Source organism: Mesorhizobium sp. CA10 (genome assembly GCF_020165285.1).
GTDB lineage: Bacteria > Pseudomonadota > Alphaproteobacteria > Rhizobiales > Rhizobiaceae > Mesorhizobium.
Map to the genome: position 1 here is coordinate 1 of NZ_JAIUHV010000021.1, position 26194 is coordinate 26194.

Here is a 26194-nt window from a genome sequence, read left to right on the forward strand (position 1 = left end):
TGGGCATAGTGACGGTTGGCCGTCTCATACTCGACATGCGCCGTCGAGATCGTGATGCCGCGCGCCTTCTCTTCAGGTGCCGCGTCAATCTGGTCATAGCGCTTGTATTCGCCAAAATACTTCGTGATCGCCGCCGTCAGCGACGTCTTGCCATGATCGACGTGACCGATCGTGCCAATGTTCACATGCGGCTTGGTGCGCTCGAATTTACCTTTTGCCATAGTCTCTTTCCTTGGACGGCCTTGACCTTCAGTTCAGTCGAATGCGGGGCGATTAGCGACAACGGCTGAAAAACACAAGTACCTTGTGGCTGAGCGGATTCTTGCTCGACCCGAACCAATGGTCGATTTCGGTGGGATATGGCGCGGATATAGGGCTGCCGCGTGTAAAATCAAAGGCTCCGGGCTGGCCCATTGCCGCCACGACGCCGCTCTGATCTTGTTCGCCGGATGCAGTTCATTCCATCCAATATCCGCGGCCCGCTGTTTATGATCGTCTCGACGGGGTCCTACCTCGTCAACGACACGATGATGAAGCTCGCCACCGTCGGATTGCCGCCTTATGAAGTTCTCCTGCTGCGGGGTGCTGCCGCCACGCTGTGGGGCGTGCCGCTGCTTCTGATGCTGGGTTATGCCAGGCAGATCCCGCTGCTCTTCGAGCGCAAGGTGCTGCGCCGCAACTTGTTCGAGCTGCTGGCGATCCTGTGTTACGTCGTCGCTTTAGCCAACATGCAGATCGCGGATTCCACCGCGCTCGGGCAAGTCACGCCGCTCATCGTGCTGGTCGGCTCCTCGATGCTGTTCGGCGAAAAGATCGGCGCCACGCGCATGGCGCTGATCGGCCTTGGCTTTGTCGGGGCGCTCATGGTGGCGCAGCCGACCATGCAGGGCATTTCGGTTTATGCGCTGCTGGCGCTCGGCAACGCCGCCTTCGCGGCGGTGCGCGACCTTGCCGGGCGCAAGGTGGGCGCCGAAGTGCCGGGCATGATCGTCGCCATCTCCGCGGTCGTCGTGGTGCTGGCCGGCTCAGGCGCGGCGCATCTCGTCTCCGAGCAATGGGTAATGCCCGAAGGACATCATCTGCTCCTGATCGCCGGCGCCGGCCTGTTCCTGATCTTCGGCCATTTCTTCATCTTCATGGCCTACCGGGTCGGGCCGACAAGCGCGGTCGCGCCCTTCTATTACTGCTTCACCGTCTGGGCGGTCATTTCGGGCCTGCTGGTGTTCGGACAATTTCCTAACGCGCTCGCGGTCTGCGGCATCCTGCTGGTGCTAGCCAGCGGTCTCGCATCGTCTCGCTCGACGAAAGAAAACGCCGGCTGGCCATGGTCGCCTGACGGCGCGCCTCCAGCCTGTCGACCCGGTCGGGTCGATCTCCAGCAGCCTACTGGCTGATCCCTGGCCTTCTACAGCGTGCGCTTGCCAGAAATCTGGTGATAGGCCCAAAGCACGACGATCGAGCCGATCACGGCCACGATCAGGCTCCAGATGTTGAGACCGGTGACACCCGACGAGCCGAAGGCGCTGAAGATCAACCCGCCAACGATGGCGCCGACAATGCCGAGCACGATATCCATGATCATGCCCTGGCCTGTCTTGTTGACGATCTTGCTGCCGATGAACCCGGCGATAAGGCCGAGAATGATCCAGCTGATGATGCCCATAATTCCCTCCAAAATTCCCCCGCCGCGCCATCATGGTCACATGATTGTCAAAAGCTCAAGTCAGCTTGAAATTCCGCCTGTTTGCGCCATTCTGGGCCCGGGCGGACTTGGCTGGACAAGGAGATCCACGATGGGCCTTTTCGACAATGCCGTTCCGGGCGGCAACATCACCAAACCCCTGATGATCGCGCTCGGCGCGCTTTTGGTCGGCAAGATGCTGAGCGGCAGAAGCGAAGAGGCGGCCGCGCCGCAAGCGCCGGCGCCGACGCCTGAGGGAACCGACGTGTCCGCCGATGGCGGCCTGCTCGGCGGTCTCGGCGGCCTGCTCGACAAGCTCAAGAACGCTGGCCACGGCAATGTCGCCGACTCCTGGGTCGGCACCGGCCAGAACCAACCGATCAACCCGGGTGATCTCGGCTCGGCGCTCGGGCCCTCGGTGATCCGTGAGATCGCGCAGCGCACCGGGATGAGCGAGCAGGAATTGCTGCAGCAGCTCTCCACCGCGCTGCCCGGCATTGTCGACAAGCTGACGCCGAACGGTCAGATTCCTCAGCACCATCAGGTCGCCTCGGCCTTCAACAGCTAGAGAAGTGGCCTGCTAGCGCGCCGCGTGCCACGGCGCGCGGCGTTTCATTTGAGGATTCGCGGGAAGAAATCTGGAGCGGGTAGCGGGAATCGAACCCGCATATTCAGCTTGGAAGGCTGCTGCTCTACCACTGAGCTATACCCGCGCCTTGCACTGAGGTACCGGATTCCCCCGAAAAGCGCCACGCATTTTCGATCCGAGACTTTTCGTTTCAGGGCTTCCGGGCCGGCAGTGGTGGAGAGGGTTGGATTCGAACCAACGTAGGCTAAGCCAACGGATTTACAGTCCGTCCCCTTTAACCACTCGGGCACCTCTCCAGTCTGCCGCCGGAGCCATGCAACGAGGCATTTCCGCCGATCCGGAGCCCGAGTAAGATCTTCTCCGAAATCAGCGAAGCGCCTTATGGCGGCAAGGCCGGTGGGTGTCAACCGGCGCGGCCAGGGTTTTTCGAGGATGTTCGGCATTCATTTGTCCAGCCCATATCCTTAGCCGGACGGGACGGCTATAGAGGCCGCCATGAGCGACGATAAAAGCAACAAGTCCGGCTCGCGCAAGGACACCCACTACGCCAAGCTGAGGCGCGCGCATCGCGACCAGAAGGCGGGCGGGCCGCCGGCATTCCGGCCGCGCCAGCCGGTGCCACCGGGCGAGTCTGCCGCCGACGGGCTGGTGCGGCTTTACGGCCTGCATACCGTGCGGGCCGCGCTCGACAATCCGCGGCGCAAGATCAGGACGATGCTGGTGACGCGCAACGCCGCCGAGCGGCTTTCGATCGGCGACCCTGCCGCCCTGCCCTTCAAGGCCGAGCTTGTCGAGCCGAAGGACATCGACAGGATCACCGGGTCTGATGCGGTGCATCAAGGCGTGCTGATCGAGGCCGAGCCGCTCAAGCCGAAGCGTCTCGACGCGCTTGGCGACACCAGGCTGGTGCTGGTGCTCGACCAGGTGACGGACCCGCACAATGTCGGCGCCATTCTGCGCTCCGCGGTTGCCTTCGGCGCCGGCGCGCTGATCACGACTGCCCGTCACAGCCCGCAGGAATCGGGCGTGCTGGCGAAATCCGCTTCCGGCGCGCTCGAGCATATCGACCAGATCGAGGTGAAGAACCTCGCCGACGCGCTGGCGCAGTTGCACGAGGCCGGCTTCCAGACCATCGGGCTCGATTCCGAAGGGCCGGCCGAACTGGAGAAGACCTTCGCCGGCGAGAGGATTGCGCTGGTGCTGGGCGCGGAAGGCAAGGGCCTGCGCCAGAAAACCCGCGAGACGGTGACGGCATTGGCCCGCCTGGACATGCCCGGCGCGATCCACTCGCTCAACGTTTCGAACGCGGCGGCGGTGAGCCTTTATGCGGCGAGGAAGTTCCTAGCGAGTAGTGAGTAGTGAGTAGTGAGTAGTGAGTAGGCTTGGACACGAATTCCCTACTGACTACTCACTAATTCCTACTCACTCCTATCCCACTTCATGCCCCGCCATCCGCTCCAGCGCCCTGACCAGCGCGGAGTGATCCTCCTTGGCCCCGCCATTTGCGGCGCAGGAATTGAAGAGCTGCTGCGTGGTCGAGGTGTTGGGCAGCGAGACGCCGAGCGCCTTGGCGCCTTCCAGCGCCAGGTTGAGGTCCTTCTGGTGCAGCTCGATGCGGAAACCGGGCGCGAAGGTGCGCTTGATCATGCGCTCGCCATGCACTTCGAGGATGCGCGAGGCGGCGAGCCCGCCCATCAGCGCCTGCCTGACCTTGGCCGGATCGGCGCCGGCCTTCGAGGCGAAGACCAGCGCTTCGCCGACGGCTTCGATGGTCAGCGCCACGACGATCTGGTTGGCGACCTTGGTGGTCTGGCCGACCCCGTTCGGACCGACCAGCGTGATGTTCTTGCCCATTTTCTCAAACACTGGCTTGGCGCGTTCGAACGACTTCTCCTCACCGCCGACCATGATGGTGAGCGAGGCCGCCTTGGCACCAACCTCGCCGCCCGACACCGGCGCGTCGAGATAGTCGCAGCCGAGTTCGTTGATCTTCTTGGCGAATTCCTTGGTCGCGATCGGCGAGATCGAGCTCATGTCGATGACGAGCTTGCCCTTGGTGAGACCGGAAGCGACGCCGCTCTCGCCGAACAGCACGTCGGCGACCTGCGGCGTGTCGGGCACCATGGTGATGATGATGTCGGCAACCCCGGCAACAGCGTCGTGGCCGGAAACGGTCTTTAGGCCCCTGGCGAGGAGGTCGGCGGGCGGCTTGGAGCGATGGTCGCTGGCGACGACCGTGTAGCCGGCAGCGAGAAGATGGCCCGCCATCGGCGCGCCCATGATGCCGAGGCCGATGAAGCCGATGGTGTCCATGTTATTCTCCGTCGTAATTGTCGAGGTCGCGTTCCTTCGCGCCCCCCTCTGGCCTGCCGGCCATCTCCCCAACAGGTGGGGAGATTGGCAGCTTCGCCGCAGGCTCTTAAGCCGCCGCGCTCCCCTGCCCGGCGAACTCGCGGAACCAGCCGAGCCCGGCTTCGGTGCCTGCTTTCGGCTTGTATTCGGCGCCGATCCAGCGGGAATAGCCGAGGCGGTCGATGTGGTCGTAGAGGAAGGGATAATTGATCTCGCCCGTCCCCGGCTCGTGACGGCCGGGATTGTCCGCAAGCTGGATATGCGCGATGCGGCCGAGGTTGGCTTCGATTGTACGGGCGAGGTCCCCCTCCATGATCTGCATGTGGTAAATGTCGTATTGCAGGAAGATATTCTTCGAGCCGACGCGGTCGATCAGCGCCAGCGCCTGGTTGGAATAGTTCAGGAAGAAGCCGGGGATGTCGCGGGTATTGATCGGCTCGATCAAGAGCCTGATGCCGGCCTGCTCCAGCTTCTCGGCCGCGAAAGCGAGATTCTCGGCAAAGACGTTTTCCAACACAGTACGATCGGCACCCTGCGGCGCGATACCGGCCAGGCAGTTGATCTGTTCGCAGCCCAGCGCATGCGCATATGTGATCGCTTTGGCGACGCCCTGGCGGAACTCCGGCACGCGGTCCGGCAGCACGGCAATCCCGCGTTCACCCTTTGCCCAGTCGCCGGCCGGCAGATTGAACAGAACCTGTGTCAGGCCGTTCTTCTTCAGCCGCGCCGCCACGACATCCGGGGCATGCTCATACGGGCCGATATATTCGACGCCCTTGAAGCCCGCGCGGGCAGCGGCATCGAAACGGTCAAGGAACTCGTGCTCGCCGAAGAGCATCGAAAGATTGGCTGAAAAACGCGGCATTCTTTTTCTCCTTCGTCCGCCTGAACTCAATCCAACATCATGATGGCCGTCGGCGCATCCTCGTTGCGCTCGGCAAGCTCCTCGAATTCGGTGATCTTGTCGATTTCCGTGCCCATGGAAATGTTGGTGACGCGCTCGAGGATGAATTCCAGCACAACCGGAACCTGGTGCTCCTTCATCAGCCGCTGCGCCTCCTTGAAGGCGCCGGCGAATTCCTCAGGGTTCTTCACGCGGACCGCCTTGCAGCCCATCGCCTCCGCCACCGCGACATGATCGACGCCGTAGCCCGCCTCCGGATCGCCTGCACGGTTGACGTTCTCGAAGGCGAGGCTCACCTCATAATCCATCGAGAAGCCGCGCTGCGCCTGGCGTATCAGGCCGAGATAGGCGTTGTTCACGACGACGTGGATGTAAGGCAGCTTGTGCTGGGCGCCGACGGCCAGTTCCTCGATCATGAACTGGAAGTCGTAGTCGCCGGAGAGCGCCACGATATCGCGATCCGGATCGGCGGCGCGCACGCCGAGTGCCGCCGGCAGCGTCCAGCCGAGCGGGCCGGCCTGGCCGCAATTGATCCAGTTGCGCGGCTTGTAGACATGCAGGAACTGCGCGCCGGCGATCTGCGACAGGCCGATCGTGGTGACATAGGTGGTGTCGCGGGCAAACGCCTTGTTCATCTCCTCATAGACGCGCTGCGGCTTCAGCGGCACCTGTTCGAAATGCGTCTTGCGCTTCATCGTCTTCTTGCGCTGCTGGCATTCTTTTGCCCAGCCCGACCAGTCGCGCAGCTTGCCGGCGGTGCGCCATTCCGTGGCGACGTCGAGCAGGATCTTCAGCGCGGCGCCCGCGTCCGAGACGAGGCCTAGATCCGGCGCGAAGACGCGGCCGATCTGCGTCGGCTCGATGTCGACATGGATGAATTTTTTCCCCTTGGTATAGACGTCGACCGAGCCGGTATGGCGGTTGGCCCAGCGGTTGCCGATGCCGAAGACGAAATCGGCTTCAAGCATCGTCGCATTGCCGTAGCGGTGCGAGGTCTGCAGGCCGCACATGCCGGCCATCAGCCGGTGGTCGTCGGGGATCGCGCCCCAGCCCATCAGCGTCGGGATGACCGGCACGCCGGTGACTTCGGCGAACTCGATCAAGAGATCGGAAGCGTCGGCGTTGATGATGCCGCCGCCGGCGACGATCAGCGGCTTTTCAGCCTCGTTGAGCATCGCCAGCGCCTTCTCGGCCTGGGCACGCGTTATCGCCGGCTTGAAGGGAGCGAGCGGCTCATAGGCGTCGATGTCGAATTCGATCTCGGCAAGCTGCACGTCGACCGGCAGGTCGACCAGAACCGGCCCGGGCCGCGAGGAGCGCATAAGATGGAAGGCCTTCTGCAGCGTCATCGGCACCAGATAGGGCTCCATGACGGTGACGGCCCATTTGGCGACCGGTGCTGCGATCGAGGCGATGTCGACGGCCTGGAAATCCTCCTTGTTGAGGCGCGCGCGGGGAGCTTGACCAGTTATGCATAAGATCGGAATCGAATCCGCCGAGGCCGAATAGAGGCCAGTTATCATGTCGGTGCCGGCCGGACCTGAGGTGCCGATGCAGAGCCCAATATTGCCGGCCTTGGCCCGCGTATAGCCTTCGGCCATGTGCGAGGCGCCTTCGACATGGCGCGCCAGCACATGGCGGATGGTGCCGCGCGCCTTCAGCGCCGAATAGAGCGGGTTGATCGCCGCGCCCGGCACGCCGAAGGCATTGGTGATGCCTTCCTTTTCGAGAACGAGAACCGCAGCGTCGACAGCGCGCATCCTGGCCATGACAAGCCTCCATTTCGTTGGTTGGCTTGACAATGACAGCGCTTGGTCGATTTTTCAATTTTTCCAGAATATTTTTTCATTTCCAGAAAACCGCCGTTATCAGCTGATTTGGCTTCACTTTTCCTTTTCCAAAAAATCGCTCATGGCCACTACTGAAAAACTTTTTCATTGCATCCGATGTCAAATCGGCGAGAATGGCCGGTATGGAAACGACGGAAAAACGCCAGCGCGGCCGGCCGCGCGCCTTCAACGGCCCGTCCGAAGCGGCCTCGGTGCAGTCGCTCGACCGGGCGCTGCGGATCCTGGCCATCGTCGCCGAGGCCAGCGGGCTGTCGCTCAGCGAGATCGCGGCGCAAAGCGGCATTGCCGCCTCGACAGCCTATCGCATGCTGACGACGCTGGAAAACCACGGCATGGTCGAGTTCGATACGACCGACCAGCTCTGGTCGGTCGGCGTGGAGACCTACCGGATGGGCGCTGCCTTCCTGCGTCGCCGCAAGCTGGTCGACCGTGCCCGCATCGTCATGCAGGAATTGATGGAAAAGACCGGCGAGACCGCCAATCTCGGCGTCGCCGAGGACGATTGCGTCGTTTTCGTCAGCCAGGTCGAGACGCACCAGGCGATCCGCGCCTTCTTCCGGCCGGGCACGCGCAGTCCCTTTCATGCTTCCGGCATCGGCAAGGCGGTGCTGGCGCATCTCGAGCCCGAACGGGTCGCCGCCATCCTGCGCAAGGCGGGCCTGCAGCGCTACACGGACAAGACGCTTTCCGACATTTCGGCGCTGGCCCATGATCTGGCCGTCATCAAGCATCGCGGCTGGTCGGTCGATGACGAGGAGCGCCACCCCGGCATGCGCTGCGTGGCCGCCGCCATCTTCAACGAGTTCGGCGAGCCGCTCGGCGGCGTTTCGGTGTCCGGACCGACGGTGCGGGTGACGCCCGAGCGGCTGGCCGAGATCGGTCCGCTGGTGCGCGACGCCGCGGTCGAGGTGACGAAGATGATCGGCGGCGTGAAAGCCTACTAGAGCGTTTCACCGTTTCATCGAAACGGCGAACCGCTCTAGCTCTTTGTTTTTACGCAATTCCGAACGGAAAAGCGCACACACTTTTCCTGGAATTGCTCTAACTAAGACGCGCCTGGCAATGCGCTCTTTGCCGATATATCGAAGAAATCGAGCAGGATCGCCAGCGCGACGCCACAGGCCGCGAAAATGAGGCCGGCGAGGAATATCCGACTGGCGCGGTCATGAATGCTTCGCTGCAAGGATTTGATGTCGAGCAGAATGGCCAGCGCCCGGATCTGCAGCGCAATGCCGACCAGGATCGGCAGGACGGCAATCAGATGGTAGGTCTGCCATGGGATGGGGTTGGCCGCCCAATGGGTGATGAAGCCTAGCGAGAACGCCAGCAGGATGCCGACGATTGTGATGGTGCCGTTGCGGAAAACCGGTTCGACCCGTTCTTCCTTGGGATCCTGATTGTCCAAGCGACCCTCCCCTCGATTGCCGTCAAAGCCAGACTAAACGCTTGCAAAATCGCTGTACATCTTTGGTTGCACAGCAGGAACCGACCGGACGCCGGACTCGACCGTCTTGCCGCGGCGTCGGGATGCATGCCAAAGGGCACGGATGCGGAAAACAGCTTATCTTCTATGCGCCGCTTCGCTTTGCGGATGCGTGGCGGCGAAACCGCCGCCGGTCGAGGCCATCGGCAACCCACTGGTCGATCCCATTCCGATCTCGCTCGCTCTGGAGGAGATCATTACCGCCGGCGTCCGCCAACATCTGAAGAACCCCATCGCTGCCAGATTCGGAACGATGCTCGCCGGAGAACGCACGTTGAACGGCCGCCACGAAGTGGTGGCGTGCGGTTATGTCGACGACAAGGGCTCTCCCGGCGGCAGCGAGCCATTCATCGGCAAGATCTATCCCGATGCCGGAAACAGCTTTGAACTCGTTGCGATAAATGACGTTTCAGTCATCGGCGCCTGCAAGGCGGCGGGATTGGCAATGCTGGAGCTGAAGTCCAATTCCTGAATTGCTGGAGGCCGAAACGTCGTTCGCTTCACATCAAGCCAATCAGGCGGATGCTCAGCGCAAGAAAAGGGGCTGCGCGCAGCCCCTCTTTCCAGCCGATTATTCAGCTCCCTCCTAGAGCCTGCAATAACGCGGGCCGTCGTAGCTCATATAGGTGTCGGTGCGCTCGTCGTAGCTGGCGTAGCGGGCGTAGCAGCGGCGGACGTGGATCGAGTCGTAGCTGTCGTCTTCGACATAGACGCTGCGGGGCTGCTGCTGGGCAAGCAGGCTGCCGAGAACGAAACCGCCGACGCCGGCGGCGATGCCGATGCCGAGCTCGCGGCGGTGATGATGGTCGTGGGCGGCCGAAGGCTGGACGGTGCCGACGAGTGAGCCGGCGGCGACGGTGGTGGCGATGAGGCCGGAAACGATGGTGCGCTTGAACATGACGATCTCCTGTTTCGGTGGAGAGGCGAACCATCCGCCTCTTGATCGTCTGTCGCTGCGGCCCGGAAAAAGGTTCGAAGTATTTTCGCGATTTTTTTCGCCGGGATTGAGCAAATAGGGAGTAGCGAATAGCGAGTAGGGAAAGCGGGGATATGCTGAATGCAAATCCCCTATTCGCTATTCACTATTCGCTACTCGCTCTCTTTCACCCCATCCCCGTGACATGCCTCAGCCAGAAGGCCAGCACGATGAAGCCGATGAATGTGGCGACGCCGGTCCAGTCGATGTTGGCCTTCTTCAGATCGCTGATGACCTTCACCAGCAGAAGCCAGGTCACGACGATGAGCGGCAGGATGATGACGAATCTGATCATGCGGCACCCGTTCGATGCGATTGCACCCGAGAAAGATGTAGGAAGCGGCGCAGCGTTTTTCAGCACGCTGACCAAGCCACGCGGTCCGTTAGGAACCCGAAACGGAGTTTTGTCTTTACTGGCGCACGAAATGTGCTACCGGAGCGCCGTGCCCTTGTAGCTCAGCTGGTAGAGCAGCGGTTTTGTAAACCGAAGGTCGCGGGTTCGATCCCTGCCGGGGGCACCATCCTGTAGCGGAGACGCCCGCAATGCCCTTCGAACAAACGCTGTTCGCGAGCGCACGCGGCTGAGCACGCCGGTTATGATCGCTAGTAGCGTGACGCAGACGCGGGGAAGCATGTCGCGAACCCTGATCATCGTTGGTCTCTGTTTGGTTGCCGTAGGTCTGCTATGGCCTTGGGTGGGCCGGATCGGCCTTGGCCGGCTACCAGGCGATATCGTGATCGAGCGCGAGCATTTCAGGCTCTACGTTCCCATCACCACGGGAATACTGATCAGCGTCGTGGTCTCGGCGATCCTATGGCTGATCAACCGTTAGGGGCGCTTCGGCGGCAGCGATTTCGCTTCACACCCCAATCGCCGCCACGAGCACCCTATTCTGCCGCCTGATCGCAGCGCGCAGCTCCGGTATCTTCGCCTCGTCGCGTTTGACGAACTCGATGAACATCATGTTCATGTTGTTGAAGATCAGCTCGCCCACCGCCGGCCCGTCTATGTCCGAGCGCACAAGCCCGATCTCCTGCAGGCGGACTATCAGCGCGCTGATCTGCCTGGTCAGCTCGCGGTCAAGGGCGGTGTAGGCCTGGCCGAAGGGGCTGTCAGGCAGTTGCGTCGAGATCGCCATCGCCTGGCGCCACATCTCCTTGCTGAGATAATTTAGCGAGTGCTCGATATAGATGCCGATCAGCGTGTCCAGCGCGTCGCCGACATTGGCGGGCGGGCTGGCGACAACCCCTCGCCCGGCATTCAGCACCTCGTTGACCTCCATGGAGACGATGGCGCCGAGGATGTCGCCCTTGTTCTGGTAGTAATTGTAGATCGTGCCGATCGAGACCTGGGCCTGCGCTGCGATCGCCTCGATCTTGGCGCCTTCGTAGCCGGCCTCGCGGAACAACTCCGTCGCCGCATCGATGATGCGCCTGTGCCGGTCCGCCTTCTGCCGTTCGCGCAATCCGCTCATATCGGCCTCTCTGCCACAAAATCATAATTGACTCAATTTTAGAATTGGTTCAACTTTTCTTCCAACAAGCCAGCAAGGCAGGAAGAACACTCGATGACCATCACCGCCCGGACTCCGCATTTCACCCTGAAGTCTTATCTCGTAGCGGCCTGCGCGGCTGCGGCGCTCCTTATCGCTGCCGGAAGCGCCCAGGCCGCCGATCTCAATGCGCTGATCTGGTGCGATCATTCCGATCCGGCGTTGCTGCAGCCCTTCGAGGAAGCCAACAACGTCAAGGTCAACGTCAAGGAATTCGAGGGCACCGGCGCGGGGCTGGCCATCGTCGACCAGTCGCAGCCCGGCGACTGGGACGTGATGGTGATCGATTCCATCGACGTGCCGCGCGGCGTCGAGAAAGGCCTGTTCGAGCCGCTGCCCGATGACAAGCTGCCCTTCGCCGACCTCTTCCCCGAAGTGAAGATGGACAAGTCCACCATCGTCGACGGCAAACGCTACGGCATCACAGAAAAGTTCGGCTACAACACGATCGGCTTCAACAAGACCAAGGTCGACCCGGCCGACATGCAGTCGCTGGCCTCGCTTACCAGCGACAAATACAAGGGCAAGATCGCGATCTACGACTACTACCTGCCGGTGATCGGCATGGCCGCTCTGGCCATCGGCAAGAAGACGGCCGACCTCACCGAGGCCGACCTTCCTGCCCTCAAGGCCGAGCTGCTTAAGATGAAGGCCAATGCCAAGCTGGTCGGCGAGGTAACAGCCAGCCAGACGGCTCTTGCCACCGGCGAGGTCGACATATTGGTCGGCGGCGGCGAATGGGTGACGGCCGGCCTTGCCAAGGAAAACCCCGCGCTCGACTTCTCGATCCCGAAGGAGGGTGCTGTGCTCTGGTCGCAGTCGCTCGCCATGTTCAAGGATTCCAAGAACAAGGACATGGCGCTGAAATTCATCCAATACATCCTGAGCCCCGAGGGCCAGGCGCGGCTTGCGACCTCTTCCTGCTATTGGGGGATGCCGTCGAACAAGAAGGCGGCGCTGACTGATGATCAGAAGAAGATCCTGCGCTTCGACGAGCAGCCCGGCTTCCTTGCCCGCGCCCAGGCCTATCCGGCGCCGAACGCCGATCTCGATAAGAAGATGCAGGATATGTGGACCGAGATGCTGCAGGCGCAGTAAACCGGCCGATGACATCAGCGGGAAACAAGTCGCGTGCCCTGCCCTGGGCGCTGGTCACGCCGGCGCTGGCATGGACATGTGCTTTCTTCGTGCTGCCCTTCATCGCCATGGGGTTTTCCAGCCTGACGGCGCATGAAGGCGGCGGCTTCACTCTGGCCAATTACAGCCAGTTCTTCACCGATCCGTCCTACTGGCGGGCGATGGTGAACTCGCTGGAGGTAACGGCGATCGTCACCGTCATCTCGATCCTGCTTGCCTATCCCTTTGCCTGGATTCTCGCGGAGCAAGTGCCGGAACGCTGGCAACGGCTGGCGCTGATGCTGGCAGTGCTGCCGTTCTGGACGTCCTATGTCGTGCGCTCCTATTCCTGGCTGCTGGTGCTGGCGCAGAACGGCGTCATCAACCGGGCGCTGACGGGCATCGGCCTGATCGGCGAGCCGCTCCAGCTTGCCAACACGCGTTTCGCCACCGTCACCGGCTTCGTGCATTTTTTCGTCATGCTGTTGACGCTGACGATCTTCGCCAATCTGAAACAGCTCAGCCCAAGCTACCGCAAGGCTGCCGCCGACCTCGGCGCGGGGCCGGTGCGCACCTTCCTGCATGTCGTGCTGCCGCTGACCTTGCCGGGCATCATGGTCGGCGCCTTCCTCACCTTCGTGCTTTGCATCGGCGACTACATCACGCCGCAGATCCTCGGCGGCAACAACGAGCTGGTCATGCCGCAGCTCGTCATGATGCAGATCGGCCGCCGCGGCGATTTTCCGCTGGCTTCGGCGCTGTCGATCATCCTGATGGCCGTCGTCACCATCGCCTATCTCGCCTGCGCGCGCTGGCTGAAGATCGAGCGGGCCTGACCATGCGCGCCGCCGTCCGCCTCGCCGCCTGGGTCTACGCCGTCGCGATCTACGGCTTCATCTTCCTGCCGGTGGTCGTGCTGGTGCTGTTCTCGCTGCAGGCCACGTCCTTCCCGATCCCGCCCTTCACCGGCCCGTCGCTGCGCTGGTACCAGGCGGTGCTGTCGGATGCGCGGCTCACCTCGGCGCTCCTCAATTCGCTGCTGGTGGCGGTGCTCTCCTCGCTCGCTTCGGTCACGCTCGGCTTTCTTTCCGCCTGGGGGTTCGCGCGCTTCGTGTTGCCAGGTTCGGCCATCCTGCGCGGCCTGATCACACTGCCGCTGACCGTTAGCTATCTCATCATCGGCATGGGCCTTCTGGTGCTGTTCAACTGGGCCGGCGTGCCGAAGTCGCTCTTGGCCGCCGGCATCGGCCATGTCGTGATCAACCTGCCGCTCTGCTTCGCCATCATCTACAGCCAGATGGGCGACCACCAGGTCAACATCGAGCGCGCCGCTCAGGACCTCGGCGCCGCCGAGTGGAAGGTGCTGCTCATGATCACCATGCCGGTGATGGCGCCGGCGATCTTCGCCGGCTTTTTCCTGTCGATGACGTTTTCCTGGGACGAGTTCGTCATCTCCTTCCTGCTCACCCGCTTCCAGACGACGCTGCCGGTGGAGATCTGGAACCTGCTGCGTTCCGGCCTCAACCCCAAGACCAATGCCGTCGGCTCGCTGGTCTTTGCCGTCTCCATCGTCCTGGTGGTGCTTTTCGAGCTGACGCTGTTGCGGAGAAAGCCGGCATGAGCGCGCCCTTGGTCGATATCCGCAACGTCTCGCATCGCTTCGGCCAGCTACCGGTGCTGAAGAACGTCTCGCTGGCGATCGAGCCCGGCAGCTATACGATCCTGCTCGGGCCGTCCGGCTCCGGCAAGACCACGCTGCTTTCGATCCTCGGCGGCTTCGTCACGCCCAGCGAGGGCAAGGTGTTCATCCGCGGCACGGATTGCACCGCTCTGCCGCCGGCCAAGCGTCCGACGACCACCGTGTTCCAGGACTACGCGCTGTTTCCGCATATGAGCGTCGGCGGTAATGTCGGCTTCGGGCTGCGCATGCAGGGCGTCGACGGCGCGACCCGGGCGGCGAAGGCGCGCGAGGCGCTGGCTCTCGTGGGGTTGGCGGCCGCCTTCGACAAGAAGCCGCATCAGCTCTCCGGCGGGCAGCGGCAGCGCGTGGCGCTGGCCCGCGCGCTGGTCATCGAACCGGCGGTGCTTCTGCTCGACGAGCCGCTCGGTGCGCTGGATCTCAAACTGCGCCGGCAGATGCAGGACGAGCTGAAGGCGATCCAGAAGCGCGTCGGCACCGCCTTTATCCATGTCACCCACGATCAGGAAGAAGCGATGGCGCTGGCCGACCATTGCGTGGTGATGAATGACGGCCGCATCGAGGACGAAGGCCCGGCCGAGCGGGTCTATGCGCGGCCGGCGACGCGCTTTTCCGCCACCTTCATGGGCGAGAGCACGATCCTTGCCGGCACCGTGACCGAGGCGAGGAACGGGATCGTCACGGCCTCGACGGCGGTGGGGCCGATTTCACTGCGCGGTGTATCGCCTGCCGGCGCCACGGTCGCGCTTGCCATCCGACCCGAGCACCTGGTCCTGGGCGAAGCGAAAGGCAATGTCGCGCTAGGCATGGCCAAGGTCGGCGATGTCGTCTTCCAGGGCAGTTTCAAGCGCGTGCTGGCTATCTCGACGCAGGATACCGCGCTGCAATTCATCGCCAAGGCGCCCGCTTCCACCGCTATTCAGGCGGGCGACACGATCCAGGTTTCATGCAACGTTCAAGACATCATCCTGCTGGCGGACTGATCCATGGGTATGCTTCCGGTCATCGAGGCTCCGGACTGGTACGAAACCATCCGCATGGGCGACGACATCACGCTCATCCATGAGCCGTGGATAAAACCATTCTTCCGCTGCAACATCTGGCATGCGCGCGGGCGCGACCGCGACCTGTTGTTCGACACCGGCCTTGGCCATTTCAGCCTGAAACGCCATGTGCCGATGGTCAGCGAGCGCAAGCTTACCTGCGTCGCCAGCCACACGCATTTCGATCATATCGGCTGCCATCACGAATTCCCGGACCGCTGCGTGCACTCCGCCGAAGCGGCAATCCTCGCCGATCCGCGCAATGAATGGACGGTGGCGGACCGCTACGCCAATGAGGAGATGTTCGACGGTGCGCCTGAAGGCTGGGATACGGCGCGCTACCGCATCCTGCCCGCGCCGGCGGGCCGGCTGCTCGAGCATGGCGACGTGATCGACCTCGGCGACCGCGCCTTCGAGGTCATCCACACACCTGGACACTCGCCCGGCGGGATCGCGCTTTATGAGAGAAAGACCGGCATCCTGCTGTCGGGCGACATAGTTTATGACGGGCCGCTGATCGACGACGTCTATCACTCCGACATCGATGACTACGTCGGGACCCTGCTTTCCATGCGCGAGCTCAACGTCTCGGTCGTGCATGGCGGCCATTTCCCGAGCTTCGGCAAGGTGCGCTACCGGCAACTCATCGATGAGTATGTCGCGGGCAAACGCAAGGCCGGGTGCCACTTGCAGAGCGGCTGAGCGATCAGGGAAGCGAAGCCTACAGCGCCCTTTGCGGGCAAAGTGTTCCCGTGGCGTCGCCGCAGCGGGAAGCTGTCGGCTGCGGCCGCTGGCTCATCTCTTCGGAATGACGCACCAGCTCGGCGAACATCAGCGCGAAACTTCCCATCATCAGGAAGACTATGATCAGACGCGTTACCGGCAATAGACAGGTCTCTCGACTGGCTAGCCCCCGCCAACCCATCCACTGTCGGCTAACATGATCGATCCGGCTTTACGAGTGTTTAAGCTTCGCCTTAACCATAGCAGCCATCACATTCATGTCGCGGCTGTCACGAAGCGCGATTGTCGGGTGTGACCGCCAGCTGGCGCAGCGCCCTTCACAGATGTGGGCGCCGCATGCTACGCCGTCGCCGGCGCGGCCCCGCAGACGGTCGCCCTCCGGGAGCCATGAGCAAAGCCGCCAGCCGTTTCGCCTTCGTTTCTTCCGACACCGACGACGCCCGCGCGGCGTTGGAAAGCCTGTCCGCGCGCTATGGACAGGTGCCTGTCGCGGATGCCGAGATCATCATCGCGCTCGGCGGCGACGGCTTTCTTCTGCAGACGCTGCGCGAGACGATGAGCACGGGCAAGAAGGTCTACGGCATGAACCGTGGCACCATCGGCTTCCTGATGAACGAATATCGCGCCGGCGGCCTCGAGGAACGCATCGCCAACGCCGTCTCCGAGACGATCCGGCCACTGGAAATGGTGGCCGTGACGCATGACGGCGAAACGATTTCGGCGCCGGCCATCAACGAGGTGGCGCTGTGGCGCCAATCCTACCAGACGGCGAAGATCCGCATCACCGTCGACGGCCAGGTGCGGCTGGAGGAGCTGAACTGCGACGGCGTGATGATCGCGACGCCCGCCGGTTCCACTGCCTACAATCTGTCGGCGCATGGGCCGATCCTGCCGCTCGATGCGCCGCTTCTGGCGCTGACGCCGGTCAGTCCTTTCCGGCCGCGCCGCTGGCGCGGGGCGCTGCTGTCCAACAAGGCGACCGTGCGCTTCGACATCCTGGAAGCCGAAAAGCGCCCGGTGAATGCCGCGGCCGATCATACCGAGGTCAAGGCAGTGGCCTCCGTCACCGTGCGGGAATCGCCGACGGCGACGGCAACTTTGCTGTTCGATCCGAACCATTCCTGGAACGAGCGTATCCTTGCCGAGCAGTTCCGCTACTGAGCCGGCGCAAGGATATTGTTTCGATCAATGCATATCGCCCAAAAGCGCGCAGCGGTTTTGGGCGATACGGCGTGATCAAGCAAAGACATAAAGCGCGAAGCCTCAAACCGTTTCAGCGCGACGCGCTTTAAGCATCGCGATTAAGGTTACGGCTTCACAATCGCTGTATTTCGGTCCGTTTCTGTTGACAAATCGAGGGCTTGCGCCTAACTGCAACACCGATCTTGCAGGCGCGCGGCGCCTGCCGCGGCTACTGTGTCGCGATTTTCCCAACCAACAAAGACAACAAACACTTGTCCTCAGACACCACGATCGCTCAAGAAGCGTTGACATTCTCAGACCTCGGCTTGTCGCCGAAGGTTCTCTCCGCGGTCACCGATGCCGGCTACACCACGCCGACTCCGATCCAGGCCGGCGCCATCCCGCATGCGCTGCTCGGCAAGGACGTGCTGGGTATCGCCCAGACCGGCACCGGCAAGACCGCTTCCTTCGTGCTGCCGATGCTGACGCGCCTGGAAAAGGGCCGGGCGCGAGCCCGCATGCCGCGCACGCTGATCCTCGAACCGACCCGTGAGCTCGCCGCGCAGGTCGAGGAAAACTTCATCAAATACGGCAAGAACCACAAGCTCAATATCGCGCTGCTGATCGGAGGCGTCTCCTTCGACGAACAGGACAAGAAGCTCGAGCGCGGCGCCGACGTGCTGATCGCGACGCCCGGCCGCCTACTCGACCACCGCGAGCGCGGCAAGCTTCTGCTCAACGGCGTCGAGATCCTCGTCATCGACGAGGCCGACCGCATGCTCGACATGGGCTTCATTCCCGATATCGAGCGCATCTGCGAGATGATCCCGTTCACGCGCCAAACGCTGTTCTTCTCGGCGACGATGCCGCCGGAGATCACCAAGCTCACCGAGAAGTTCCTGCACGCGCCGGTGCGCGTCGAGGTTTCGAAGGCCGCCTCCACGGCGACCAGCATCACGCAGCGGCTGGTCAAGTCCGGCTCAAAACCCTGGGAAAAGCGCGAGACGCTGCGCAATCTGATAAAGGCCGAAGACGCCGATCTGAAGAACGCCATCATCTTCTGCAACCGCAAGGTCGAGGTGTCGGAGCTGTTCCGCTCGCTGTTGAAGCATGATTTCGATGCCGGCGCGCTGCATGGCGACATGGACCAGCGCGCCCGCATGCAGATGCTCGCCAATTTCCGCGACGGCAAGCTGCGCTACCTCGTTGCCTCGGACGTCGCAGCGCGCGGTCTCGACATTCCCGATGTCAGCCATGTCTTCAATTATGACGTGCCCATCCACGCCGAGGATTACGTCCACCGCATCGGCCGCACCGGCCGCGCCGGACGCGCCGGCAAGTCCTTCACCATCGCTACCCGCTCCGACACCAAATATGTCGACGCCATCGAGAGGCTGATCGGCACCAAGATTGAGTGGCATGACGGCGACCTGTCGACCGTGACCGAGAGCGAGGGCGAGGAGCAGCCGCGCCGCGGCCGCGGCGCCCCGCGTCGCGCCGGCCGCAAGGACGAGGACCGCAAGGATCGGGGCGAGCGCAAGAAGGACCGTCACGCCAAGCGCGACGAGACGCCCGATGCCGCGCGTGAGGAACAGCCTGTCGCCGAAGTGGCCGACATCGCCGAACGCCGCGCCCGCAAGGATGCGATCCGTTCCGAGAACGAGCGCAAGGGTTCTGGCAGCCGTCACGAGCAGCGCGGCGACGCCCATCCGCAGCGCGACCGCCCCGGCCGCCATCGTCAGGAAGAAGACGACGCAACCGTCGGCTTCGGCGACGACGTGCCGGCCTTCATGCGGATCGTCGCGAAGGTCTGAAGCCGATATCAGCGTAGCCTGAATTGAAAACGGCCCCACACGGGGCCGTTTCGTTTTTGGCTTCGCCTGGAACAATTCAGCCAAAGGCGATGCCTACATCGGACCCGGCATCATCTTGGTCGGCTTCTCAAGCATCGGGAACTCGGCCTTGCTGCATTTCACGTTCGGGTTCGTCGGGCTGAACATGCCGTTCGGATTGTCCCTGAACAGCCATGCATGCAGGTCGTAGTGGACGAACTCCCTCGGAATGAGCGGGTAGTGGCCTTCCATCGGCCCCATGAATTTCTGCCCGAACAGCGTCGGCACCTCCTTGGTGTCCGGCGTCAGCGGCACCAGCCATTCCACCCCGACCAGCTTCAAGCCTTTCTTGGTCGGCTCGTAGATCAGGACGTTGGGCTTCATCGGGTCGAGCGGCTTGCCGACGCTCGGGACGTTGACGAAATGGATGCCCATCGCGCCCTTCTGATAGTACATAGCGCCGTCTATCTTTTCGCCGCCATAGTGGATGCAGCCGACGGTCGACAAATAGAGGTCGCGAACAGCGGCGGTGTAATCTTCATACTTGGCCAGCGATTTCTTCAAGGCTTCGATGTCGGCCTTGTTGGCGTCCTCGGCCCGGGCCGAAGCGAGCCCGAACGATGTGCCGATAAGACATGCCAAAACGAGGACGCCGCAGCGCCCCAAGCGAGCTGTTCTTGTCATGCATTCCTCCCAGATTCTCTTGATCTGGCCGTGCAAGACCGGGGCGGTAGATGTTTGATTGCGCGGCCGATTGACCGCCCCATCCCCTCTGGAACAGCAGAATGTTAGTCCTTTCCCTGGTTCTGGAAAAGCATTAATTAGAACAAACTAATGTCCTAAGGCCTTCGACCCATCTTTGGACCATTTCAAACAAAAACGGCCCCCTTCGGAGCCGTTTGTCTTGATGGAATTGCGCCTCTGCGCGCCGTTTCCTCAGGTGAGCGGCGACAGCTGGATTTCGACGCGGCGGTTCTGCTCGCGGCCGGCGGCGGTCGCATTGGATGCGATCGGGCGGGTCTTGCCGAAGCCGGTGACGGCGAAGCGGCGCTGATCGACGCCCTGGCCGGACAGGTAGTTGGCGACGGCAAGCGCGCGACGCTGCGACAGGTCGAAATTGTGCTCGTCGCCGCCGGTCGAATCGGTGTGGCCGAACACGTCCACAGTGGTCTGGCGGAATTTCTTCAGCACCAGCGCGACCGAATTCAGCACCGGATAGAAGCCCGGCTTCACCGCGTCCTGGTCGACATTGAAGGTGATGTCGGACGGCATGTTGAGGATGATCTGGTCGCCGCTGCGGGTGACGCTGACGCCGGTGCCCTGCAATTGACGGCGAAGCTCGGCCTCGTTTTGGTCCATCGTCGCGCCGATCGCGCCGCCGGCGAGCGCGCCGATGCCGGCGCCGATCAACGCGTTGCGGCGGTCGTTGCCACCGGCCAGCAGGCCAAGGCTGGCGCCTGCCAGGGCGCCGAGGCCGGCACCGGCCGCCGTGTTGGAGATCTTCTGGTCGCCGGTATACGGATCGGTGGTGGTGCAGGCGCTCACCAATAGAGCCGTCGCCACGGCGACGAGCACAGTCTTCTTCATAAGATTGGTCCCTCTCCAATTCGCGGCCTTTGCGACCGCGCCAAATCAGCCCTTCCGCAGCCTTGTAGCATGAAATGCGGCGAAAAACGGAACGGGAATGCCGCCGGTAAAGTCCGGCGGTGGCTCCCGTGTCGGCTCTACCACAAGTTCTTGCCGTCGATGACCACCACCTCGACCTTGTCCAGATCGAAATCATCGAACAGGCGCGAATTGACGCTGATCTTCGGGTTGTCGAAATCCGGCTCTCCGGTCGACCAATCAGGCGTCTCGGTGAAGGTGCCGCAGCCGCAAATGGCGCAGAAGCCATGCTTCACCGTCTTTGAGCCCCAGCGATAGAAGGAGACATTCTCCGGCGGGCTCGTCAGCTTGAATTGCGACGGCACATAATAGGCCCATAACGAGCCCCGCTTCGAGCAGAACGAGCATGTGCATTGCGTCACCGTCCGCGGCGCCTCGGCAACCTCGAAGGTTGTCGCCTTGCAGTGACAGCTTCCCCTGATGGTCATGGACTCAACCTCTCCGTTGTCCGCCGCGCCCTTAGTTTCACACAATTCCGGACGGAAAACCGCTACGCACTTTTCCTGGAATTGCTCGGTGCAAGGCAACATAAAGAAACCGTCCTGACAACCGTCTGTCAGCAAGGTCGGCAGCCTTCTCCTGCCGTGGATCGAGCCACAGCGCCTCGCCTTCCGCGGCAGGTTCAGAGCCCTAGTAAGAGGGAGGCGGCACGAACAGGCAGATGGTCTTGCCGGCGTCGAGCCCGGCCTGGTGCGCACACCAGTGGTACTCGCCGTCGGGCGAATTCTTGACCCGCTTGTCGGCATAAGCCACCACCTCGCCCGTACCTTTAATGACGTAGCCCTCGGGCCGCTCGCTGATCGATGACTGCGGCACCTCCTTGCAATCGTAGTTGGCACAACAGGCAAAGGGGTATTTCCAGCCTTGCGGCATGGCCGCGGTGGGCTGGGCATCGTGCGCAGCAGCCGGCGACGCCAGCGCCGCGATCGCTCCAACGGCGAACAGGGAGAACAAAAGTCGGCCAGCCGGTCGAACGGCTTGGGCCGATCTTGATATGGCAGCAGACATCGAAGCGTTCCTTTCGAGCATCAAGCGTTTTCGCTTGCCCGTTCCCGGAACGTGTCTTCCCAGTGGCCGGATCGTCGGTCGCAGATATGCCGCATCCGGCCATAAATGCTTTTTACCCAGCACGAAGGCTGGGCTGATTCCCTGGCTGGCGCAAGCATCCGCTTGCAACGGCAATGCCGCGCTTCACGCCAACCTCTGCCATCCAGAATCGTGCGTCGGCTTGGTTAATGAGCGGTTAGCCGCGCGGATCTGGTGCCCGACAACGAGATTCGGCTCAAGCTGGTTCCAGACGTTCAGTCGGGAACATGCTCATCATATTGCGGCAGGTCGTCAGCGATTGTGAACCACTTCGCCTTGGACCCGACAAAAATGTGCGCGCTCGGCCGTATCGTCGGCTCGTCGACCAGCGTGCCCATGGCGACATGCACGTAGGCGCCGTCGCGGACCAACGAATAGAGGAGCGAGCCGCATCGGCCGCAATGCGCGTCGTGGCCGCTCTCGTCGCCGAAGATCAGCAGCCCGCCCTCGCCCGCGATGAGACGGAACTTGTCGCGCTCGATGCCGGCGAACGGCTTGAACGCGGAGCCCGTCGTGCGCCGGCAGTTCGAGCAATGGCAGTTCGCCGCGTAAACGAATTCGTCCGCAACCTCATAGTGGACGGCGCCGCAGAAGCATTTTCCCGCAAGTACCGTAGACACCGGCTTCCTCCGCTCCTGCAACGGGTACGTACTAGTCGAGGTCCGCCACCGCTTCGCCTGCGCCGCCCTCGATGCGATGCGAGAGCGAGGCTTCCATGAATTCGTCAAGGTCGCCGTCGAGCACGCTCGAAGGCGAGGTGCTTTCGACGCCGGTGCGCAGATCCTTCACAAGCTGATAGGGCTGCAGCACGTAGGAGCGGATCTGGTGGCCCCAGCCGATATCGCTCTTCGACGCCTCGGTGGCATTGGCGACCGCCTCGCGCTTCTTCAGCTCTTCCTCGTAAAGCCGCGAGCGCAGCATTTCCCAAGCCTTGGCGCGGTTCTTGTGCTGCGAGCGCTCGGCCTGGCAGGCGACTGCTATGCCGGTCGCCAGATGGGTGATGCGCACCGCCGAGTCGGTGGTGTTGACGTGCTGGCCGCCCGAACCCGAGGAACGATAGGTGTCGATGCGCACGTCGGATTCGGAAACATTGATCTCGATCGAGTCGTCGATAACCGGATAGACCCAGACGCTGGCGAAGGAGGTGTGGCGCCGCGCGTTGCTGTCGTAAGGCGAAATGCGCACCAGGCGATGGACGCCGGACTCCGTCTTAAGCCAGCCATAGGCGTTGTGGCCCTTGATCATCACGGTGGCGGACTTGATGCCCGCTTCTTCGCCGTCATGGACTTCCAGCACCTCGACCTTAAAGCGGCGGCGCTCGGCCCAGCGCGTGTACATGCGCAGGAGCATCGAGGCCCAGTCCTGGCTCTCGGTGCCGCCGGCGCCGGCATGGATTTCGAGATAGGTGTCGTTGGCGTCGGCCTCGCCCGACAGCAGCGTTTCGACCTGGCGCGCCTTCGCCTCGCCCTGCATCGAACGAAGCGCCGCCTCCGCTTCCGCGATGATGCCGTCGTCGCCCTCTTCCTCGCCGAGCTCAATCAGCCCGATATTGTCTTCCAACGCCTGCGTCATCCCCTTGACGGCAGCGATGCCGTCCTCGAGCTCCTGGCGCTCCCGCATCAGCTTCTGCGCTTCGATGGGATCATTCCAGAGGCTGGACTCCTCGGCGCGCGAATTCAGGTATTCAAGCCGCTTTACAGCCTGATCCCAGTCAAAGATGCCTCCTCAGCAGGGTTATCGCCTGCCTGATCTCGTCGACGATGTTGAGCGTTTCCGCGCGCATGGCTCTGGGTTCGGTCCTGTTCTTTTCGGTCTTTTCGGAATAGGCGCGATACATAGGCACGGCATCGCTGCCTGTAAAGCGAAATGGGCCGGCACCACCCCCGCCGGCCCATCGCCAAATCCGGCAACGTCAGTAGAGGCCGCCGCCGCCGTCCTGGATGGCCTGGTTGGCCTGCGGCGACAGCGCTCCGCCCGAACCGTTCGAGCCATCCGCGCCCATGCCGATCACCCAGTAGCTGTCAGCCGGACCGGTGCCAGGCTTGAAAGCCTCGATGATGGTGTTCGGATCGCCTTCGGCGGCACGCATGCCGGTCTTGCGGTTGATTGCGATCAGCTTCATGCCGTCGGGAACCTGGAAGTCGGTGTTCGGCTTGCCGTCGAGCGCAACGCGCATGAAGTCCTTGAAGATCGGGGCCGCCAAGCCGCCGCCGGTGGCGCCGTGGCCAAGGCCGCGCGGCGTGTCATAGCCCATATAGAGACCGACAACGAGGTTCGGGGTGAAGCCGATGAACCAGGCGTCCTTCTCGTCATTGGTCGTGCCGGTCTTGCCGGCGATGTGGCGGCCGAGCTCGCCGATGGTGGCGCCGGTGCCGCGCTGCACGACGCCCTCCATCATCGAGGTGATCTGGTATGCCGTCATCGGGTCGAGCACCTGCTCGGAATTGTCGACCAGCTCCGGCTCGGTCTGGTTCTTCCACTCAGTGGCATTGCAGCCTTCGCAGCCGCGCTCGTCCTGCTTGAACACCGTCTTGCCGTAACGGTCCTGAATGCGGTCGATCAGCGAGGGTTTGATCGATTTGCCGCCATTGGCCATGATCGAATAGGCCGACACCATGCGCATGACGGTCGTCTCGCCGGAGCCCAGCGCCATCGGCAGATAGGGCGCCAGATGATCGTAGACGCCGAAGCGCTCGGCATATTCCACGACCAGCTTCATGCCCATGTCGTTGGCCAGCCGCACGGTCATCAGATTGCGCGACTTTTCGATGCCCGAGCGCAAGGTGGCCGGGCCCGCGACCGTGCCGTCATAGTTCTTCGGCGTCCAGGTGGTGTTGCCGCTCTGGATGGTGATCGGGCCGTCCATGATCACCGAAGCCGGCGTGTAGCCATTGTCGAGCGCCGCCGAATAAACGATCGGCTTGAACGAGGAACCGGGCTGGCGCATCGCCTGTGTGGCGCGGTTGAATTCCGACTGCGCGTAGGAGAAGCCGCCGACCATGGCCAGCACGCGGCCGGTATGCGGATCCATGGCGACGAGGCCGCCTTCGACCTCCGGCACCTGGCGCAGCATGTAGGTGTTGTCGGAGCCGTCGTTCTTCTGCACGAAGATCACGTCGCCGGGCTCCAGCACTTCCGCCGGAGACTTTGCCCTGACGGACTTGCCGTTGACGAAGTGGCGCATGGCGAAGCCCATGTCCTCCTTGCTGACGGTGCCCTGGACGCGCTCCTTGACCAGATCGCCGGAAATCTGCCGCGTCGGCTGGATGCCGATGGTCAGCCCGGTTGCCGAACTGTCGAGGACGACGGCCAGCGTCCATTCCGGAACATCCTCGAGACCCTTCACGTTGCCGAGCGGCACGCCCCAGTCGCCGGTGACGTCGATATGCGTCACCGGACCGCGATAGCCGCGCAGCATGTCGTATTTGAGCAGGCCGTTCTGCATCGCCTTGCGGGCGATAAGCTGGACATTCGGATCGAGCGTGGTCCGCACCGACAGGCCGCCCTCGTAAAGCGCATTCTCACCGTAGCGCGCGATGATCTGGCGGCGGACTTCCTCGGTGAAGTACTCGCCGGCAAACAGGTAAGAACCGTTGCGGCGCGGCGTCACGCCGAGCGGTTCGGCCTTGGCCTTGTCGCCCTCCTCGCGGGTGACGTAGCCATTCTCGACCATCTGGTCGATGACCCAGTTGCGGCGCTCCAGGGCACGGTCGGCGTGCTTGAAGGGGTGATAGTTGTTCGGGCCCTTCGGCAACGAGGCGAGATAAGCGGCTTCCGCGACTGTCAGCTCGTTGACGGACTTGTCGAAATAGGTGAGCGCGGCGCCCGCGACGCCATAGGCGCCGAAGCCGAAGAAGATTTCGTTGAGATAGAGCTCGAGGATGCGGTCCTTCGAATAGGCCTGCTCGATGCGGAAGGCCAGGATCATCTCCTTGATCTTGCGCTCATAGGTCTGATCGGAAGAGAGCAGGAAGTTCTTCGCCACCTGCTGGGTGATCGTCGAGGCGCCGACCTGCCGCCGGCCGGAACCTAAATTCTGCAGGTTGACGACGATGGCGCGGCCAAGGCCGGTGATGTCGATGCCGGGATGGTTGTAGAAGTTCTTGTCCTCGGCCGACATGAAGGCGGCCTTGACGCGGTCCGGGATGGCCTGGATCGGCAGATAGAGACGCCGCTCGCGCGCATATTCAGCCATCAGCGCGCCGTCGGAGGCATGGATGCGCGTCGTCACCGGCGGTTCGTATTTGGCCAGAACCTCGTAGTCGGGCAGGTCCTTGGTCAGATGGCTGATATAGATGGCAAGACCGGCCGCCACCAGCAGCGCCAGCGTCGTGCCGATGCCAAAGAAATAGCCGATGAGACGAATCATGCCCGCTCCAGTCCGAGGTTCGGGAATTTCCTAAACGAAGCCGACAGTCGCGCAAGCTTCCCGGGGCGGT

At 62.7% G+C, this 26194-nt stretch carries 30 protein-coding genes and 3 tRNA genes; 14 read left to right on the forward strand and 19 right to left on the reverse strand.

What is annotated here, in order from left to right; genetic code table 11:
- On the reverse strand, window positions 1-221 hold a 221-nt coding region (locus tag LB535_RS27660), incomplete at its 3' end, for a GTP-binding protein (RefSeq protein ID WP_246678039.1).
- Between the two features lie 228 nt (window positions 222-449).
- Here LB535_RS27660 and LB535_RS27665 point away from each other — a divergent pair.
- Window positions 450-1394, forward strand: a complete 945-nt coding sequence (locus tag LB535_RS27665; protein WP_224634438.1) for a DMT family transporter — start codon at window positions 450-452, stop codon at window positions 1392-1394.
- 11 nt (window positions 1395-1405) lie between these two features.
- On the opposite strand, the gene LB535_RS27670 is transcribed toward LB535_RS27665, so the two are convergent.
- On the reverse strand, window positions 1406-1663 hold the full coding sequence (locus LB535_RS27670) for a GlsB/YeaQ/YmgE family stress response membrane protein (protein ID WP_224532368.1): 258 nt from the start codon (window positions 1661-1663) through the stop codon (window positions 1406-1408).
- 130 nt (window positions 1664-1793) lie between these two features.
- On the opposite strand from LB535_RS27670, the gene LB535_RS27675 reads away from it, so the two are divergent.
- Window positions 1794-2249, forward strand: a complete 456-nt coding sequence (locus tag LB535_RS27675; protein ID WP_224634439.1) for a YidB family protein — start codon at window positions 1794-1796, stop codon at window positions 2247-2249.
- Window positions 2250-2320: 71 nt separating this feature from the next.
- Here LB535_RS27675 and LB535_RS27680 read toward each other — a convergent pair.
- Together LB535_RS27680 and LB535_RS27685 are read right to left on the reverse strand one after the other, a co-directional pair.
- Window positions 2321-2394, reverse strand: a tRNA-Gly gene (locus LB535_RS27680).
- 87 nt (window positions 2395-2481) lie between these two features.
- Window positions 2482-2566: transfer RNA gene (locus LB535_RS27685), tRNA-Tyr, on the reverse strand.
- 199 nt (window positions 2567-2765) lie between these two features.
- Between LB535_RS27685 and LB535_RS27690 the strand changes: the two genes are divergently transcribed.
- Window positions 2766-3629, forward strand: a complete 864-nt coding sequence (locus LB535_RS27690) for a TrmH family RNA methyltransferase (protein ID WP_224634440.1) — start codon at window positions 2766-2768, stop codon at window positions 3627-3629.
- Window positions 3630-3698: 69 nt separating this feature from the next.
- Here LB535_RS27690 and LB535_RS27695 read toward each other — a convergent pair whose 3' ends face one another.
- The 3 genes from LB535_RS27695 to gcl form a co-directional block, all read right to left on the reverse strand.
- Window positions 3699-4583, reverse strand: a complete 885-nt coding sequence (locus tag LB535_RS27695) for a 2-hydroxy-3-oxopropionate reductase (RefSeq protein WP_263490969.1) — start codon at window positions 4581-4583, stop codon at window positions 3699-3701.
- A gap of 106 nt (window positions 4584-4689) precedes the next feature.
- Window positions 4690-5487, reverse strand: coding sequence for a hydroxypyruvate isomerase (gene hyi / locus LB535_RS27700; RefSeq protein WP_224634442.1), 798 nt, complete (start codon window positions 5485-5487; stop codon window positions 4690-4692).
- A 26-nt stretch (window positions 5488-5513) separates the two neighbouring features.
- A complete protein-coding gene (gene gcl / locus LB535_RS27705) occupies window positions 5514-7295 on the reverse strand; it encodes a glyoxylate carboligase (RefSeq protein ID WP_224634443.1) in 1782 nt (593 codons plus the stop codon).
- Between the two features lie 203 nt (window positions 7296-7498).
- Between gcl and bhcR the strand changes: the two genes are divergently transcribed.
- Window positions 7499-8320: an HTH-type transcriptional regulator BhcR gene (gene bhcR, locus LB535_RS27710; RefSeq protein ID WP_140698754.1), complete on the forward strand. Its 822-nt coding sequence runs from the start codon at window positions 7499-7501 to the stop codon at window positions 8318-8320.
- Window positions 8321-8421: 101 nt separating this feature from the next.
- On the opposite strand, the gene LB535_RS27715 is transcribed toward bhcR, so the two are convergent.
- Window positions 8422-8781, reverse strand: a complete 360-nt coding sequence (locus LB535_RS27715) for a hypothetical protein (RefSeq protein ID WP_224608244.1) — start codon at window positions 8779-8781, stop codon at window positions 8422-8424.
- A gap of 190 nt (window positions 8782-8971) precedes the next feature.
- On the opposite strand from LB535_RS27715, the gene LB535_RS27720 reads away from it, so the two are divergent.
- Window positions 8972-9331, forward strand: a complete 360-nt coding sequence (locus LB535_RS27720; protein ID WP_224634444.1) for a hypothetical protein — start codon at window positions 8972-8974, stop codon at window positions 9329-9331.
- Between the two features lie 114 nt (window positions 9332-9445).
- Here LB535_RS27720 and LB535_RS27725 read toward each other — a convergent pair whose 3' ends face one another.
- Window positions 9446-9757 carry a BA14K family protein gene (locus tag LB535_RS27725; protein WP_224634445.1) on the reverse strand — a complete coding sequence of 104 codons (312 nt, stop codon included), beginning with the start codon at window positions 9755-9757 and terminating at the stop codon, window positions 9446-9448.
- A gap of 205 nt (window positions 9758-9962) precedes the next feature.
- Complete coding sequence (locus tag LB535_RS27730) at window positions 9963-10130, reverse strand: hypothetical protein (protein WP_140842871.1); 168 nt, start codon at window positions 10128-10130, stop codon at window positions 9963-9965.
- 150 nt (window positions 10131-10280) lie between these two features.
- Here LB535_RS27730 and LB535_RS27735 point away from each other — a divergent pair.
- A tRNA-Thr gene (locus LB535_RS27735) sits at window positions 10281-10356 on the forward strand.
- 111 nt (window positions 10357-10467) lie between these two features.
- On the forward strand, window positions 10468-10668 hold the full coding sequence (locus LB535_RS27740) for a DUF2905 domain-containing protein (RefSeq protein ID WP_224608917.1): 201 nt from the start codon (window positions 10468-10470) through the stop codon (window positions 10666-10668).
- A 27-nt stretch (window positions 10669-10695) separates the two neighbouring features.
- Here LB535_RS27740 and LB535_RS27745 read toward each other — a convergent pair whose 3' ends face one another.
- Entirely contained in the window at window positions 10696-11310 is a 615-nt protein-coding gene (locus tag LB535_RS27745; protein ID WP_224634446.1) for a TetR/AcrR family transcriptional regulator, read from the reverse strand.
- 93 nt (window positions 11311-11403) lie between these two features.
- Here LB535_RS27745 and LB535_RS27750 point away from each other — a divergent pair, with 93 nt between their 5' ends.
- The 5 genes from LB535_RS27750 to LB535_RS27770 are packed head-to-tail and all read left to right on the forward strand — an operon-like array spanning window position 11404 to window position 15948.
- Entirely contained in the window at window positions 11404-12486 is a 1083-nt protein-coding gene (locus LB535_RS27750; protein WP_224634447.1) for a spermidine/putrescine ABC transporter substrate-binding protein, read from the forward strand.
- 8 nt (window positions 12487-12494) lie between these two features.
- Window positions 12495-13340 carry an ABC transporter permease gene (locus LB535_RS27755; RefSeq protein WP_224634448.1) on the forward strand — a complete coding sequence of 282 codons (846 nt, stop codon included), beginning with the start codon at window positions 12495-12497 and terminating at the stop codon, window positions 13338-13340.
- A gap of 2 nt (window positions 13341-13342) precedes the next feature.
- Entirely contained in the window at window positions 13343-14125 is a 783-nt protein-coding gene (locus tag LB535_RS27760) for an ABC transporter permease (protein ID WP_224634449.1), read from the forward strand.
- Window positions 14122-15186 (forward strand): ABC transporter ATP-binding protein, encoded by a 1065-nt coding sequence (locus LB535_RS27765; RefSeq protein WP_224634450.1) that lies wholly within the window; start codon window positions 14122-14124, stop codon window positions 15184-15186. Before LB535_RS27760 ends, LB535_RS27765 begins: the two co-directional genes overlap by 4 nt.
- A gap of 3 nt (window positions 15187-15189) precedes the next feature.
- Complete coding sequence (locus LB535_RS27770; RefSeq protein ID WP_224634451.1) at window positions 15190-15948, forward strand: MBL fold metallo-hydrolase; 759 nt, start codon at window positions 15190-15192, stop codon at window positions 15946-15948.
- A 19-nt stretch (window positions 15949-15967) separates the two neighbouring features.
- Here the strand turns inward: LB535_RS27770 and LB535_RS27775 are convergent, their stop codons facing one another.
- Window positions 15968-16132: a hypothetical protein gene (locus LB535_RS27775; protein ID WP_224532355.1), complete on the reverse strand. Its 165-nt coding sequence runs from the start codon at window positions 16130-16132 to the stop codon at window positions 15968-15970.
- Between the two features lie 245 nt (window positions 16133-16377).
- Here LB535_RS27775 and LB535_RS27780 point away from each other — a divergent pair, with 245 nt between their 5' ends.
- Window positions 16378-17151, forward strand: a complete 774-nt coding sequence (locus LB535_RS27780; RefSeq protein WP_140842832.1) for an NAD kinase — start codon at window positions 16378-16380, stop codon at window positions 17149-17151.
- A gap of 293 nt (window positions 17152-17444) precedes the next feature.
- Window positions 17445-18986 carry a DEAD/DEAH box helicase gene (locus LB535_RS27785; RefSeq protein ID WP_224634452.1) on the forward strand — a complete coding sequence of 514 codons (1542 nt, stop codon included), beginning with the start codon at window positions 17445-17447 and terminating at the stop codon, window positions 18984-18986.
- A gap of 93 nt (window positions 18987-19079) precedes the next feature.
- Here LB535_RS27785 and LB535_RS27790 read toward each other — a convergent pair whose 3' ends face one another.
- The 7 genes from LB535_RS27790 to LB535_RS27820 form a co-directional block, all read right to left on the reverse strand.
- Entirely contained in the window at window positions 19080-19688 is a 609-nt protein-coding gene (locus tag LB535_RS27790; RefSeq protein WP_224634453.1) for a hypothetical protein, read from the reverse strand.
- Window positions 19689-19940: 252 nt separating this feature from the next.
- On the reverse strand, window positions 19941-20591 hold the full coding sequence (locus LB535_RS27795) for an OmpA family protein (protein ID WP_027170410.1): 651 nt from the start codon (window positions 20589-20591) through the stop codon (window positions 19941-19943).
- Between the two features lie 137 nt (window positions 20592-20728).
- On the reverse strand, window positions 20729-21097 hold the full coding sequence (locus LB535_RS27800) for a GFA family protein (RefSeq protein ID WP_095767598.1): 369 nt from the start codon (window positions 21095-21097) through the stop codon (window positions 20729-20731).
- Between the two features lie 202 nt (window positions 21098-21299).
- Window positions 21300-21677 (reverse strand): hypothetical protein, encoded by a 378-nt coding sequence (locus LB535_RS27805; RefSeq protein ID WP_224608278.1) that lies wholly within the window; start codon window positions 21675-21677, stop codon window positions 21300-21302.
- Between the two features lie 293 nt (window positions 21678-21970).
- Complete coding sequence (locus tag LB535_RS27810) at window positions 21971-22375, reverse strand: GFA family protein (protein ID WP_224532352.1); 405 nt, start codon at window positions 22373-22375, stop codon at window positions 21971-21973.
- Window positions 22376-22406: 31 nt separating this feature from the next.
- A protein-coding gene (gene prfB / locus LB535_RS27815) for a peptide chain release factor 2 (RefSeq protein WP_224549033.1) occupies window positions 22407-23538 on the reverse strand; the annotation gives its coding sequence in 2 pieces (ribosomal slippage) (window positions 22407-23471 and window positions 23473-23538; 1131 coding nt in all).
- 129 nt (window positions 23539-23667) lie between these two features.
- Window positions 23668-26124, reverse strand: a complete 2457-nt coding sequence (locus tag LB535_RS27820; protein WP_140842825.1) for a penicillin-binding protein 1A — start codon at window positions 26122-26124, stop codon at window positions 23668-23670.
- Window positions 26125-26194 lie beyond the last annotated feature (70 nt).